The 14,873-nt window shown below is 47.3% G+C and carries 15 protein-coding genes; 4 read left to right on the forward strand and 11 right to left on the reverse strand.

All coding sequences use genetic code 11. From position 1 onward, the window contains the following. The coding region (locus tag CBX96_RS21605; protein WP_219930419.1) for a hypothetical protein at positions 1-301 on the forward strand (301 nt) is incomplete at its 5' end. Positions 302-478: 177 nt separating this feature from the next. On the opposite strand, the gene gmhB is transcribed toward CBX96_RS21605, so the two are convergent. Beyond that, positions 479-1,030, reverse strand: a complete 552-nt coding sequence (gene gmhB / locus CBX96_RS16395) for a D-glycero-beta-D-manno-heptose 1,7-bisphosphate 7-phosphatase (protein ID WP_109287405.1) — start codon at positions 1,028-1,030, stop codon at positions 479-481. Between the two features lie 316 nt (positions 1,031-1,346). Here gmhB and CBX96_RS16400 point away from each other — a divergent pair, with 316 nt between their 5' ends. Both CBX96_RS16400 and CBX96_RS16405 read left to right on the forward strand, forming a co-directional pair. Further along, positions 1,347-2,018 (forward strand): GntR family transcriptional regulator, encoded by a 672-nt coding sequence (locus CBX96_RS16400; protein WP_011622303.1) that lies wholly within the window; start codon positions 1,347-1,349, stop codon positions 2,016-2,018. A gap of 92 nt (positions 2,019-2,110) precedes the next feature. Next, on the forward strand, positions 2,111-3,175 hold the full coding sequence (locus CBX96_RS16405; RefSeq protein WP_086904655.1) for a ketoacyl-ACP synthase III: 1,065 nt from the start codon (positions 2,111-2,113) through the stop codon (positions 3,173-3,175). Between the two features lie 42 nt (positions 3,176-3,217). Here CBX96_RS16405 and CBX96_RS16410 read toward each other — a convergent pair whose 3' ends face one another. Next, positions 3,218-3,817, reverse strand: coding sequence for a lecithin retinol acyltransferase family protein (locus tag CBX96_RS16410; protein ID WP_109287406.1), 600 nt, complete (start codon positions 3,815-3,817; stop codon positions 3,218-3,220). A gap of 476 nt (positions 3,818-4,293) precedes the next feature. Continuing rightward, entirely contained in the window at positions 4,294-5,289 is a 996-nt protein-coding gene (locus CBX96_RS16415) for an NADP-dependent oxidoreductase (RefSeq protein WP_109287407.1), read from the reverse strand. Between the two features lie 229 nt (positions 5,290-5,518). Between CBX96_RS16415 and CBX96_RS16420 the strand changes: the two genes are divergently transcribed. Further along, on the forward strand, positions 5,519-5,944 hold the full coding sequence (locus tag CBX96_RS16420; RefSeq protein ID WP_086904652.1) for a MarR family winged helix-turn-helix transcriptional regulator: 426 nt from the start codon (positions 5,519-5,521) through the stop codon (positions 5,942-5,944). A gap of 161 nt (positions 5,945-6,105) precedes the next feature. On the opposite strand, the gene CBX96_RS16425 is transcribed toward CBX96_RS16420, so the two are convergent. The 8 genes from CBX96_RS16425 to CBX96_RS16460 form a co-directional block, all read right to left on the reverse strand. Continuing rightward, the gene (locus CBX96_RS16425; RefSeq protein WP_109287408.1) at positions 6,106-6,792 is read right to left on the reverse strand and encodes an exonuclease domain-containing protein; all 687 of its coding nucleotides are present in this window, start codon (positions 6,790-6,792) and stop codon (positions 6,106-6,108) included. After that, positions 6,792-8,654 carry a DUF294 nucleotidyltransferase-like domain-containing protein gene (locus tag CBX96_RS16430; protein ID WP_089068058.1) on the reverse strand — a complete coding sequence of 621 codons (1,863 nt, stop codon included), beginning with the start codon at positions 8,652-8,654 and terminating at the stop codon, positions 6,792-6,794. The genes CBX96_RS16425 and CBX96_RS16430 overlap by 1 nt, the downstream gene beginning before the upstream one ends. Positions 8,655-8,810: 156 nt before the next feature. Continuing rightward, on the reverse strand, positions 8,811-10,547 hold the full coding sequence (locus CBX96_RS16435; protein WP_086904649.1) for a sodium:solute symporter family protein: 1,737 nt from the start codon (positions 10,545-10,547) through the stop codon (positions 8,811-8,813). A gap of 11 nt (positions 10,548-10,558) precedes the next feature. Then, the gene (locus CBX96_RS16440; protein ID WP_011622295.1) at positions 10,559-10,825 is read right to left on the reverse strand and encodes a DUF4212 domain-containing protein; all 267 of its coding nucleotides are present in this window, start codon (positions 10,823-10,825) and stop codon (positions 10,559-10,561) included. A gap of 440 nt (positions 10,826-11,265) precedes the next feature. Next, a complete protein-coding gene (locus CBX96_RS16445; protein ID WP_109287409.1) occupies positions 11,266-11,889 on the reverse strand; it encodes a thiol:disulfide interchange protein DsbA/DsbL in 624 nt (207 codons plus the stop codon). Positions 11,890-12,019: 130 nt separating this feature from the next. Next, positions 12,020-12,871 (reverse strand): SDR family oxidoreductase, encoded by an 852-nt coding sequence (locus tag CBX96_RS16450; RefSeq protein WP_109287410.1) that lies wholly within the window; start codon positions 12,869-12,871, stop codon positions 12,020-12,022. Between the two features lie 62 nt (positions 12,872-12,933). Continuing rightward, positions 12,934-14,139: an HD-GYP domain-containing protein gene (locus tag CBX96_RS16455; protein ID WP_109287411.1), complete on the reverse strand. Its 1,206-nt coding sequence runs from the start codon at positions 14,137-14,139 to the stop codon at positions 12,934-12,936. Positions 14,140-14,348: 209 nt separating this feature from the next. Beyond that, the gene (locus CBX96_RS16460) at positions 14,349-14,837 is read right to left on the reverse strand and encodes a DUF2919 domain-containing protein (RefSeq protein WP_109287412.1); all 489 of its coding nucleotides are present in this window, start codon (positions 14,835-14,837) and stop codon (positions 14,349-14,351) included. Between the last annotated feature and the right edge of the window lie 36 nt (positions 14,838-14,873).

Genomic DNA, 14,873 nt, shown 5'->3' on the forward strand with positions numbered 1-14,873 from the left:
CACATATTGCTATGAACACTCATTCATTGATTTAAATTTTGATTACTCGCCAAACGGCAGAGTAATTTCGATTAACTCAACACCTGTGAGTGTCCACACAGATTTGCTTGATAAATTGTTAAAGAGCATGGTTATTTGCCTTGAGCGTTTAACGCTTTTGGCTTTCACCGTTGACCCCGCTGGGCCAGTGGATGCGCATTATAGGGATGTCAGATTTTACCGCAACCCCTTTCGACAAAATAATGAGAAAAAGCGATGTGAGTGCGTAATTTTTAAACCAAACATCAGTTTTAGCGCCTAATTCGCTGTAATTTTCATCACTTTGGCTATCTCTATCGCCCTAATAACGCCATTAGCACGGGTCACACAGCAAAACGATAAAGTAAATACTGCACTTTTTGTTATTGTTAAGCTCTCGGTTCGAGCTCAATCTCACGGTTCAAATAGATTGATGCACGCTTTAAGTTGCAAGAATAGGCTACTTCTTTAAAAAACCCGGTACATCGGCAATGCTATCGAGCACCATAGACGCCTCGCTATCATCAGCAATGGCTTTACCAGTACGGACGAGGATACGTGTCGGGACCCCTGCCGCTTTGGCCGCAAGCATGTCGTCTGCTTTATCGCCCACCATCACCGATTGCGACAAATCGATTTTCAGGAATTTTGCCGCATCGAGTAGCATGCCAGGTTTTGGCTTGCGGCAATCGCAATCGACTTTATATTCACCGAGACCTTTTTCATTATGGTGCGGGCAATAATAGATGCCATCAAGGTCGACACCTTTATCGGCAAAGTTCCAATCCATCCATTCGGTGAGACTGTGGAATTGATCTTCAGTATACATGCCACGGGCAATCCCCGACTGATTGGTGACCACCACCAATTTGTATCCCATTTGCTTTAAGGCGAGGCAGGCTTCAAACACCCCTTCTATATATTCAAAGTCATCCACCTGATGCACATAACCATGATCTTTGTTGATCACACCATCACGGTCTAAAAATACGGCTCGATTGACTGTACTCACAGTACGACTCCACTCACTATAAACAGCGCTTAATGCGTAATTTCACTATTATTCCATCCATTGCAAGAAATTGCACCGCGAAGTTGTCTGCGACATGACGCAGTTTGAACAAGTTCCGGCTTATCTCAACCAACGCGGGCGTAAAACCGTATTAAATCGTACTTATCCCGATGCATTTCGCCGATAAAATCGTCCGATAATGCTTTTTTAGGCTCAAGGGATGCGGTATTCAATCGAGCTTTTCCCTTTATTTGTGCTGTTTTTAACGGTAATCTTGCACGGATAACAATAAAACACCTAAAAATAGACGGTCATAATGAGTCGAACTACGCCTATAGTCCATAAAACCCGCACCCAATTAGTTGTAGAAGTGCTGAGAGAGAAAATTCTTTCTGGTGATATAGCCGCAGGGGAACCACTCAGACAAAGCGCCTTAGCCGAAGCCTTACATGTAAGCCGCATTCCCGTGAGAGAAGCCTTACTACAACTTGAGGCGGAGGGGCTTGTGAAGTTCGAACCCCATAAAGGGGCGACCGCGACCGAATTATCCGTTGAACAAGTGACTGAGCTTTTTGAATTACGCGCCATGATCGAAACCGATCTACTCGCCAAAGCCATACCACGACTTCAAGAAGAAGACTTAATAAAAGCAGAACGCGTATTGGAGCAATTGGAATCGGCCTTTAAACATGAAGATGCCGTCGCCAGTTGGAGCGAGCTAAATACACAGTTTCATACCTGTTTATATCAAGCCGCCAATCGTCCACATACGCTAGAGGTTGTCCACGGCCTCAATACTAACTGCGATAGATATATCCGTTTGCAATTGCTGCTCGCAGGAGGCATTCCCGCAGCAGAGCACGAGCACCGTGAACTGCTCAACTATTGCAAACAAAGAGAAACAGAGAAAGCCACGGCGTTGCTGCGACATCATATTTTGCATGCCGCAATGACAATTCGGGATCTCGTCGCCAAACAGGTGGTCTAGATCACGGACTGTCATTCGTTATACCGATAAGCTTTGTTGTCGATTTGAGGCAGCACTTCAGGTTCTGCCTTTTTTATTTGAGAGAAAACACCATGCAGTACGCCACTATCACTGGCTGGGGAAAATGTGTTCCTCCCGCCACTTTGACTAACGATGATCTTGCCACTTTTATCGAAACTTCCGATGAATGGATTAAAAGCCGTACCGGGATCAGCCAGCGTCATATCAGCCATGTGAATACCTCTGAGTTAGCATCGGTTGCCGCTAAACGCGCCCTTGCAGCGGCGGGCATTGACGGCAGCGAAATTGATATGATCATTTTAGCCAGCGCCAGCCCAGATACCTTGATCCCTAATATTGCCTCCACAGTCCAAGCGAATATTGGCGCAAGTTGCGCAGCCTTCGATATCAACGCGGCATGCAGTGGCTTTTTGTATGGCTTAGGCTTAGCCAGCTCACAGATCAAGAGTGGTCAGTGCAAAAAAGTACTAGTTGTAGGCGCCGAACGTTTATCTTTCTACCTCGATTGGTCACGCCGTGAAACCGCAGTGTTGTTTGGTGATGGCGCGGGCGCAGTTGTTGTGGAAGCAACCGATGTTCCGGGCGGTGTGTTAGGTTATGAGCTGAATAACGATCCTGAAGGTCGCGATATCTTAAAAGCCGGTTTTGGTACAGCGATGGATAGATTCTCCGCCGAGTCCTTAGATTTTTATATTCAGTTCGATGGCCAAGAAATCTTTAAACGTGCCATTAATGGTATGAATAAGTTAAGCAATCAAGTGCTGGAGAAATGTGGCGTCGATAAGGATGAAGTCGATTTAGTGATCCCACACCAAGCGAACGAGCGCATTATCGACACCCTCGTTAGCCGCATGAAGATCCCTAAAGAAAAAGCCTTCGTGAACATCGCTAACTATGGCAACACCTCCGCGGCCACTATCCCTATCGCTATCTGCGATGCGTTGGAAAAAGGGTTAATTAAGCCAAACCAAACCATTCTATCTTGTGCTTTCGGTGCGGGGTTAACCTCAGCAGCGCTGTTATTGCAATGGGGCGAGCGCGTAACGCCGGTTCAAGTGAGTGATGCCCAGCTGCCTCCTTGCGAGTTGAGTGGCATTGAGCTGGTTAAACGTGCTGTAGATTATTTCTGTAAGTAATTAATCCCAAACACGGATAAAAGGCCATCTTCGGATGGCCTTTTACATTTTTATCTCTTCAGGTACGCGACGCATTTCATCCCAGTAAATCCCCTGCTTAAAATAGCCCGCGAGTTTTTGATTCAATTCGTTAAAGCTTTTTATGGCAACCTCTTCACCACACAAACATGACCAGACGAATCGATGGCAGTTGTTATCGAACAAATCATATTCTCGATATTGATAAATGGCCCGCTCGGCGCGGCTCACCATATCACTGGCAATCAGTGGTTGATGTTGATGATTACAGGCAATATAGATTTGGCTACCAGTACGCTCCGCTAAAAACCGCTTTACCGATACCGCCCGTATCAGCCCGGAGCCATGTAGCTCGACGAGGCAATCATCCGCCAACCAAATGCCCGTATGTTCAATGACCCCAAACACATAGCAGCAGACGATACTGCCAGGCTGCGGCGAGACTTGTTTAAAGCCCTTTTGCCACTGACTTGGCGCAGCAATCATGGCTTGGTTGCCCGTCGTTTGCCGTGGCGCCTTGCCTAATAAACGGTCACGCTCAAGCTGCTGGCGCTTTTCACGCTCATCTGCGAGCAATAACGCCCCCATAGCCGCGCTGCCTAGCCAAAGTAACGGTAATGGCATCCTCATCCCCTTATGGCATCAGTTATCTGTAAAATGCGTCGTTAATAGATAGGGGGTCAAGAAAGTCGGATGGCGTTTGCGCCTCCTTCTGACCCTCACCTTTCTTTAAACCCAGTGTTCATTAAATCTATCCTTGTGTCGGTAGGCCTTAGCCTTTGAATTCTTAATAATAAGAGTGAAGTACAGTTCCACTGAATTGCCAAGTTTCCCGCAAAGGTCCCCAAGCATGATACGGGTAACTTACCTTTTAACGGGGCATTGAGCTTCTAGGACTGCGATGTTGCAGTGTAGTGGGATAAGCGTGAATTAAAGCTGAAATCGCTAGCCAGAGCACAAACTTAGCCTGCTTGATTGTGAAAGAAAAGGAAAACTGAAGCCTTTGTAAAAACAGGCTTCAGCTCAAACGATGACTTTATTTACGACATCAAGGTGCATCGGATTGCACCTTAATACTAAGCCGTAAGAGTACAGCAAGATTAAAGTTTAACTAGCATTTTGCCTTTGTTTTTGCCTTCGAACAGGCCGATAAACGCCTCTGGGGCTTGCTCTAAACCTTGGTAAACCGTTTCTTGCGATTTCACTTTACCCGCCTGCAGCCACTGCGCCATTTGAGCGATGAATTCTTCAAACTGGTCAAAGTAATCCATCACAATAAAGCCCTGTATGGTTAACTTTTTGGTGATGATGGCTAAGAGATTGCTTGGACCTGGAACTGGCGTCTGCGCGTTATAACCGGCAATCATCCCACATACAGAAATACGGCCATATTCGTTCAGCACATTCAATGCGGCTTCAAGGTGAGCGCCGCCGACATTCTCAAAATACACATCAATGCCATCGGGCGCCGCGTCACGCAAAGCCTGAGTTAAATCAGTGACTTTTTTATAGTTAATCACCGCATCCACACCCAGACTTTTAACTAATTCAGCCTTCTCATCCGAGCCAACCGAAGCAATCACTTTACAGCCGTTAAGCTTAGCGATTTGACAGACAACCATGCCCACCGCGCCCGATGCAGCAGAAACAAACACGGTATCTTTGGGGGTTAATTTCGCAATTGTCATTAGACCCACCCAAGCGGTCAATCCGGGCATACCAAGTACACCTAAAAAGTACTGCTCAGGAATATTCGCTGAAGGCAATAAGGTGAGATCCAGCCCATCACTGATAAAGGCGCTGCGCCAGCCGCTGACATTGCTCACTTTTGATCCCACGGGGAATTGCGGATTGAGTGATTCAATGACTTCACCTATGGCTCCACCGTCCATAACCGCATCAATCTGGAAGGGTGGAATGTAGGAATCCTTGTCCATCATACGGCCACGCATATAGGGATCGACTGACATCCAAGTATTTTTAACCAGCACTTCTCCGGCTTTTAAGGCGGGCAATGTCACCTCAACCTGTTTAAAATTTGCCAGAGTAGGCATACCAATAGGGCGTGATGCTAAATGAATTTGACTGCTTATCATATACTTAACCTCTATTACGTCGGACACTCTGCAAACAGAGAGTGATATTTCGACAATGAACTAAACTTATTAGCTTGCAAATAGTTTGCGCACAAACTGTTTGCCAATAAACTACCCACAAGTGACGCACAAATCAACTGTTACGCCTAAAAATATTTTGCACACAAACTATTTTTGCAACGTAGAATTTGTTAACATCGACCTTCATTGTTCATCCTGGGTAAGCGATATGGCTCAAAAATTATCAGACAACGTGTGCTTTGCACTCTATTCGGCGACCAACTCATTAGTGCGAGCCTTTCGTCCTATCCTTGACGAATACGATCTCACCTACCCTCAGTACATAGTGATGCACTCACTCTGGTACGTGAACGATGTCAGTCTCAAAGAGTTATCTAACGACACGCGTTTAGATCCCAGCACCTTGACCCCAATTGTTAAGCGCTTGGAATCGAAAGGCTTACTCACCCGTAACTTATCTGAGTTGGATGAACGCAAAAAGGTTATTTCCCTCACAGACAAGGGCAGGCAATTACAAGAGGAAGCGACTCAGCTCACGGAGAAATTGGTGGCTCGCTCTAAGATGAATGCCGAGCGTATCGAGGAATTACGTCGCTTATGTCTTGAATTAGAAGCCGATTTATCGAAAGACTAACCTGCCGAATGAACATTCCTTCGTACGCTTTCTAAAGCCGCCTTTGGTTAGCACTCAATTCTCACGACATGCATCAGGTTTAGATATTCAGCTCAAGAAAATTAGACAAAGGGATTTAGGCGCAGAGACAATCATGCTGCAGCGAGGGCGCTAACACATCTTTAGCGTGAGTAAGCCAGTAATTCACCCACCTTTAACTCCTCAGCGCCACCCATACTTGCCACCTGTGCCAACAACAGTTCGCCGCAGGCCAGTGCGTCAGTCAGGGCGCTGTGGGCGCCATAAATCGGCAATCCATATCGCTCACGGCATGCCCCAAGCCTCAAGCTGCCTTCTTTAAGCACTGAGTGTTCGCGTAGCAAGCGGTGTTTTTCCAGCAGCAAGGTATCGATCGCAGGCAGTACAATCGCTTGATGATAAATCGACAAGATATCTTGCTGTAAGAAACGGCAATCGAGGGGGGAATGGTGCGCAACCAACACATGACCACGGGTTTGCGCCACAAACCATGCCATCGCCTCTTCAATGGTTACCGCCTCGGTTAAATGATTATCGAGGATCCCATGAATTGTCGCACTCTGCCCCACACTGCCTTGAATTTGCACCAGTTTTTGCTGTGCGCCTATCAGGGGAATCGCCCCATTTTCAATCGGCACCAGCCCAATACTTAAGATTTGGTCCTGTAAGGGATCGAGTCCTGTCATCTCCAAATCCATCGCCATCAAAGGCGCCCGACTAATGGGTAACTCCAACAATGGCACTAAGGATTGGTAATAATCCTTAAATAGCTGATGCTGACAGCGTAACGCACGCCAGCGCAGCTTTGCGTTCACCCACCAAGGCCCCATTAAAAGCTCCGCATAAATTTCATCTTCATCCCCGACTGGGCATCATGGACCACTTTAAAAGCATCCCGCAGTTGATGCCTCACTAAAGAGGATAAATGGCCGGGTAACAAATAATTACTGATCTTCAGCCCCTGTGTATGTTGGTAGCCTTGATTCGATAAACGCATATGGGCAATAAATTCATGGGCATCGGCCAAGTTAAGCGCATCCTTACGATTGAGAATATTGGCGTCCATCAGCGCTCGGATCCGTTTGGCGGTGTTCACTTCCTTAATCCCCGCCGACAGCGCATACACGCGGGCGATATCGTTGATTAACGCATTTCCTTTATGTTTTAAATCAATGCCTTTTACCTCACTGCCATCGCGCTCTAACACAAATTTTCGAAAAAAGCCTAAGGGTGGCGACTCGACGAGGGAATTGCCCGTCATCCCCGCGAGGAAAATATCATTGTCTTTGGTTTGTGCCAGCACTGTATCTTGTAGGGCGTCGAACAGGGATTGCGGGCCAAACACTGAGCGCATATCGAAAAAAATACTCGCATGCATCAATGCCTTAGGCTCAGGCGTGACCACCCACTTTTCAAAGACCTGTTGCCACGCTTTGAGCGACATTCGCCACTGGGGGTTCTGTGCCATGATATTACCGGGACAAAAAGCATAACCACATTGATCTAGCCCCGCGCAAACCGCATGGGTCAAGGCATCGAAATAGCCTTTGGCATAATCATCCATTTCCTCGGCCACCAGTAAGCCGTTATCTTGATCCGAACAGGCGGCTTGGTCTTGTCGCCCTTGCGAGCCAAAGGCTAACCAGCAAAATGCCATCGGCGCCTCACCGAGAATTTGCTGATTGAGCACAATCAAGCGCCGCGTTAGCGCATCTGTGACCGAGGTCAGTACCCGACCAATCTCCTCAGCCCTAGCATCGGCACTGATTAAATTTTGCAATAACAAGGGGATTTGTTTACTGACGCTAATGAGGCTGGCGAGATCCCGCTGCCGCTCGATTTCACCAATCAGCAGCAGGGGCTGCGAACCTTGACCGCGCAAAATGTCAGTACTGGTCACCATACCAATGGCTTTTACTTCCTCGGTATTTTGCTCATCAATGATCGGCAAGTGATGAATGTTATGCTCACTCATCAATAACATCGCCTCGAAAATCAACGCATTGGATGAAATCGAAATCGGCGATGTGGTCATGGCTTGATGCACGGCGATGCGACCATCGAGCCCAGCAGCCAGCACCCTGTTACGCAGATCCTTATCCGTTAAAATCCCCACTAGCTTGTGATTGTCCGTGACCAATAAGGACGATACCCGTGAGTTACGCATCAAGAGCGCCGCTTGCGTCACACTGGCGTGGGCGTCGATCATAATGGGCGAAGATGACATTAAGGTACTGATTCGACTGGTGGTCGTTAGATCTTTCGCTTTAAATCGCGCCTCGTGACGTAACCGCTTGGCAAAGGCGCGGGTAAAAAATTTATCGAAGTGTCGACTCTCGCTTCGCAGTTGATCGAACAATGCCTGCGGTAGGTGATACACCAAACTGTCTTCGAGAATCGCGACCCGATTAACCACTTTCTCCCCAGACAACAGCGTCGAAAAGCCAAAAAACTCCCCTTCGGCGACCCTATCCACTAACACCCCTTCAGGATCGCGCACCTCAAAGGCACCGCTGCGCACCAGATACAATTTCGGCGCATCGGCATCAAATTTCACAAAACCCGAGGCTTTACTGTAGTAACCAACGGTCACAGCCTTAGCGCAACGTAAGATGATCTCGTTGGGTAGCGTATCGAAGGGGGCTGTGGATGTTAAAAACTGCACAACGGGTTGTAATTCGCTGGCGTTCATAGCAACACCTTATTTTAGGTGAATTTTATTCCACTATAGCGCGCACAATTGTTGGGCCATATACGACTAAAGTCAGCCTTAAGCTTGCGCTGACGCCATAAAAACAAAAGGACGCCAATGCGTCCTTTTATCTTACTTAGCTAAATCCTGCAGAGATTAATGGCTGCTAGCCTCTCCCGCCCCTTTAGGGAAACGGATAGATTCAACCATATCTTGTACATGGGCAGGTGCCGCGGCGGTTACTTTACAGACGATAGCCGCTACCGCAAAGTTCACCACCATACCAACCATACCGATACCTTCTGGCGAAATACCGAGGAACCAATTCGCCGATACGTTAGCCGTTGGGTTCACAAACTTGAAGTAGATGATGTAAGCGGCAGTAAACAGTAGACCGATCACCATACCTGCGATTGCACCTTCTTTGTTCATCGTCTTAGAGAAAATCCCCATGATGATGGCTGGGAACAGAGAGGATGCCGCCAGACCGAAGGCGAATGCCACTACCGCTGCCACGAATCCTGGAGGGTTAATCCCGAAGTAACCCGCAATCACGATACCGATACCAGCCGCCAGTCGAGCGTACATCAGCTCTTTCTTGTCAGAGATATTTGGCATCAGGTTCTTCTTCAGTAAATCGTGTGACACTGAAGTCGAAATAACCAGTAACAGACCCGCAGAGGTAGATAACGCTGCCGCTAAACCACCCGCTGCCACCAGTGCGATAACCCAAGCTGGGAGATTCGCGATTTCTGGCGTTGCTAATACGATGATATCGTTGTCGATCTTCATTTCGTTAGGGCTAGCAGCATCTTCCATTTTGCCTTTAGCATAGTAGATTTTGCCGTCGCCGTTTTTGTCATCCCATTTGATCAGACCGGTTTTTTCCCAGTTTTTGATCCAATCTGGTGCAGACTCATAGGCAACACCTTTTTGATCAGGACCGTTAATGGTCTCAATCATATTAACGCGAGAGAATGCCGCTAATGCAGGAACAGTAGTGTACATGATGGCGATAAACACCAGCGCCCAACCAGCTGATACACGCGCATCTTTCACTTTAGGTACAGTGAAGAAACGCACGATAACGTGGGGTAAGCCCGCAGTACCAACCATTAAAGCACCAGTAATACAGAACACGTCGATCATGCTCTTAGAACCATCGGTGTAAGGTGCAAAGCCTAGATCCGCAGACAGATTGTTCAGCTTCTCGAGCAGGTAAACCCCAGAATTATTCCCGGCAGCATCGAGTAATTCAGCACCGAAACCAATTTGAGGAATGATATGGCCCGTCATCATCACAGATAAGAAAATCGCAGGCACCATAAAGGCGAAGATTAGCACGCAGTATTGGGCAACCTGAGTATAGGTAATCCCTTTCATACCGCCGAGCACAGCGTAGAAGAACACCACGGCCATACCGATATACACGCCGGTGTCCACGTCCACTTCGAGGAAGCGCGAGAATACCACACCCACACCGCGCATTTGGCCAGCGATGTATGTAAAGCAGATGAAGATAGCGCAAATAACCGCTACCGTACGCGCCGCTTGGGAGTAATAACGCTCACCCACGAAATCAGGCACAGTGAACTTACCAAATTTACGTAAATACGGCGCCATACACAGGGCTAATAATACATAACCGCCCGTCCAGCCCATCAGGTACACACTGCCGTCATAACCGACGAAAGAAACAATACCCGCTAACGAAATAAAGGATGCCGCAGACATCCAGTCCGCTGCCGTTGCCATCCCGTTAACAACGGGGTGAACACCGCCACCCGCAACATAGAACTCTTTAGTCGAACCCGCGCGGGACCAAATCGCGATCCCAATGTAGAGCGCGAACGACAGCCCCACAATCAGATAAGTTAATCCTTGTACACCCATTTCCGTTCTCCTTAGTCTTCTTGTACGTTATATTTTTTATCTAAGGCGTTGGCTTTTGCCGCGTAGACAAAAATAAGCGCAACAAAGACATACATAGATCCCTGTTGGGCAAACCAGAAACCTAACTTGAAGCCCATGAAATGGATTTCATTGAGTACATCAACCAATAGAATGCCACATCCAAATGAGACTGCGGCCCAAATAGCCAATAGGCCTAAAACAAGACGTAAATTCTCATTCCAGTAACCTTTTGCTTTATCGTTGTTTTCAAATGCCATAGCGACTCCCCTGTGCTGTTTTATTTTTAAGTCTTGTTAAATCTAGCAACAGCTGGAGTGACCACAATCAAGACCTTAGTCTAATTTGAGAAGTGCCTCACACCAGAAAAAATTGAATAGTATTTAAAATCATAAAGTTAACAATGATTTTACATTTTGATGCAAAAGTTATTTTTTGAGCAGCTTAGACCAATGTCGAAGATCCTAAGGCTAGAAACGGCACAAATGCCATGCTAGTAGGACGGCAAGATGAGGTAGATGAGTAACAGTAACTGGCTGTGAAATAAATAAAATATCGTACTTCAGAGAGATAAATTGCCGTCAGAAAGCTAAGGATTTCCGCTAAGAAGTGCCAGTAAAAAGGCAAAAAAATAACCCAGCATCGCTGGGTTATGGGAAACAAATATATTGGCGCCAGCATAGACGCAAGTTCAAGCTTATTATTTGGCGGCTAAGAATTTTACTAGCTCGGCTAATTCTTCAGGAGTGTGTACCTTAGAGGTCACTAAATAGCGGCCATTGACTAATAAAGAAGGAACGCCTTTAATGCCCGATAATTCTGCCTGCGAGTCGTAATTCATCACGGAAAACTTCGCATCGACAGAGTTCATCGCCGCATCGACATCATCGGCTTTAGCACCTTGCGCCACAAAGAAGGCTTTAACCTGTTCAGGGCGTGTAAACTGCTCACCTTTTTCATGGATTTGTTTAAAAATCGCTTCGTGCACTTGCTTGGTCATTTTCAGCTTTTGCGCGACAAAATAGGCTAATTGACTCAGCTCCCATGCCGGACGCCCCGCGCCCACCGGCGTACGCTCGAAGGCCAGATCTTTGCCTAAGAGTTTTACCGTGGAAGCGATAAAGGGTTCCTGCTTGTAGCAATGTGGGCAGTTATAGGAGAAGAACTCACGCAGCACAGGCTTTTGTGCTTCGCTGATCCCAGCAACAGTGACGTAATCCTTCCCTTCTTCAAAACTCGCCGCCTGCAGTGCAAAGCTCACACTTAACACCAATCCACAGGCCAGCGCCGCCAAAGGTCGAACAAAATGAGTTAGGCTTTTCATATTTTCTCTTCTTATTAGTGACTGCATCATTGAATCGTAAGTCGTTTGCAACACGCACAGGCCATTAAGATACCTCAAAAGATGGCCAAGGTTCTTAAAAATTTGTTAACAATAGGCGCTAAATCACCCACTAACAGGCCGCCAGCATCGCAAGGGGCGAAGCAAACTGATACTCAAACCCAAGCTCGCGGACGATCGCATCTCCTAGAATAACTTTGCTGGGTTGTAGCAGCCCATTAAATTGTGGCGCCGCTAATCCTAAGGACTCGGCGGCGGCCACATAAAATTCGCTTCGCGAGGGATGCTCTGGCGCGCAAAGATTATAAATTGCGGCGATCTTTTCCCCCTTTGCCTTTGCAGCAATAATCAAGCTCACCGCCGCAACGCAGTCCTGCAAATGCACTAGATTGACCGCAACATTGCCACCCGCCACATCGGTTTTACCGGCAAAGAAGCGCCCTGGATGACGTTTGGGTCCAACCAAACCGGCAAAACGAACGATGCAACTATCCGGTTGGCGAGTAAATAAGGCTTCGGCATCCAATAACACCTGTGATGAAGCAGATTCAGCCTGTGCATCCGCTTCGGTCATAGATTGGTCGAGGGAAGGATAAACGCCCGTGGTGCTGATAAACACTATGCCTTGATAGTGCCAGCCTTGGGTTAACGCAATTAACTGCTGTAATTCTTGAAGATAGGCGGTATTGCCATGTTTGAGGCGCGGAGGAATATTGACGACAAGAAAGTCTGTCTGAAACAAGTCCTTTAAAGCTTGCGCGTCGGGGAGAACGTCAGCGTCATCCCCGAGTTGCAGTTGGAACCCATGGATCCCCGCCTCAGTGAGAGGCGCTAACTCCTCTGTGTGTCGTTTAGCGCCAGTGACTCGATAACCCGCTTGCACTAAGTGTTTAGCAAGGGCAAAGCCAAACCAACCACAACCGACAACCGCAACACTTTTTTGATCTGCCACACTCAACTCCATTTCCTTTGACCGACACCCCAAGGTATTTCGGCCAATAGCATACGGAACTCAGGTGGCGGGATTCAAGCTTGGAACGAGCTAAAATAAAAACTAATACCTTTATCCATTTGCAAGGTGCGGATCGCGCCCTCGGTTAACTCCTCCGCGCGAATGGCTTTTTGTACTGTCACCCCTTCATCACTTAAAAAACGTAACGAGGCCTCACTACCATCTTCTTTGCAAGCCCACACCTGCGGCTGACTCACCTCTTTAGTGGTCATAATCACCTTAGCGACAGTGTCGTCGGATAGCTTGACGATAGTACCCGGCGGATAGATACCTAAAATCTTAACTAACACAGCAATTAAGGATTCGGCATGTTTACTCGCACGATTTTTAAATAAATAACCTAAAGCCACCTGCGGTGAAGACGCCTGCTGGCCACTGAGCTGCTGATCGTAATCGTTCGCCAGACTCACTATTTGAGTGATGATAGGGATTTTGGCCCCCGAGAGCCCATCGGGAAAGCCTGAACCATCAATAAACTCATGGTGGTGCAGCACAATATTCAGCACCTCCTTTGGAAAGAGTCCCGAGCGATTCAGCATGTCATAGCCAAAGTTCGGGTGCATTTGCAGGTAATTGGCCTCATGGGGAGTAAGCGCCCCCCGTTTACGGCGGATCACATCGGGGACTTTGAGTTTACCAATGTCGTGGAATAGGCTCCCCAAGGCAATATCGCGCAAATCCCGCGCCGGCAAATCGAGTGCCTGACCTATCATCATGGCTAATACTGCTACCGAGATGCCGTGCTGAGTCACACTGACCTCTTTTTCATCCATTCCGACCAAAGTGAGGAAAGGTTTCTCGACCTCTTGAAGATGGCTGAGTAAATCTTCCACTAAGGCAGCAGATAAGCGATAAGCCCCTTCGGGGTCGCTGACCACTTTGCCATACACATTGCGGCACTGGTTAACGCTCTCTAAGAAACGCTTCTGACTTAAACGCATCGCCTTACGGGTATCGGCCTTTAAGTCACGCTCCGGTGGCGCTTCTTCAATCTCTTCGACTTCTTCCTCTTCATCCGTCGATTCGAGTTCATCACTATTGCCTGAAATTAGATACACATAGGGCACGCCGAGTCCGCGGATCATCTCAATATGAGCGGGACTACTGATATCCACACGGTTAAATAAAAAAGGGTGATTCGTCCATGACAAAGGCAACTTGACTCTCATGCCAAGTTGAAGTTCTGAAAGTAATAGTTTTCGTTGGGCAACTTTTGTCACGCAATATGACTCCTTTCATGCACGCAAGAAGCACATCTTTTGGCTTCTTTGGCCGCACATTTAAGCTAAGTACATATAACTATAGATGATTCAACAAAATCAGTAAGCTATAAGTGAAAAAATGCTTATCAAACTGAGGGATAGTACACACAAATTATCCCTCAGTGACTAGATATTTGATAAAAAGCTGAAATTACAACGAGATGACCTTAGTCTGCTTTTACCGATGTCACAGTCTCTTTCGGCCAGTCAGCTAGATAATAGCCGAGGCGTTTTGACTTGTAGACATACAAACACGACCAGAACAGCACTAAGGCGTCGAGGGCTAAACTCCAATGGAATAAAAATTGCCCGTGTATTAATCGCTGCGTGAGTAAGGTCGCATCGAGTAATAATAATATCCACAATCCCCATTTAAGCTGGACAAACACTGGTCGCAGCCATGAGGGCGAACGGCGCCGCTCCGCCAGTACCACAAAATACAGCGCCACGGCACCCAGCCCCGCCGCGAGTGCAAGTAAAAAGTCAGACTTTTCGGGATAGAAGAGCCGCACTAACTCAGCTCTGTCACTGGCTTGGGTCAGAGAGGCAATAAAAATACACCAGCCACGGGCGAGAAAAGCCAGAATGGCATATAAAAAAATCGGTGGTTTGATATGGCCTTTATCATCGAGCCAAGTGATGTGACTAAAATTCAATCGCAATCCATTTAGTAAAAACTAAAGCAATATAAA

It is taken from the genome of Shewanella sp. BC20, assembly GCF_003129585.1.
Lineage (GTDB): Bacteria > Pseudomonadota > Gammaproteobacteria > Enterobacterales > Shewanellaceae > Shewanella > Shewanella seohaensis.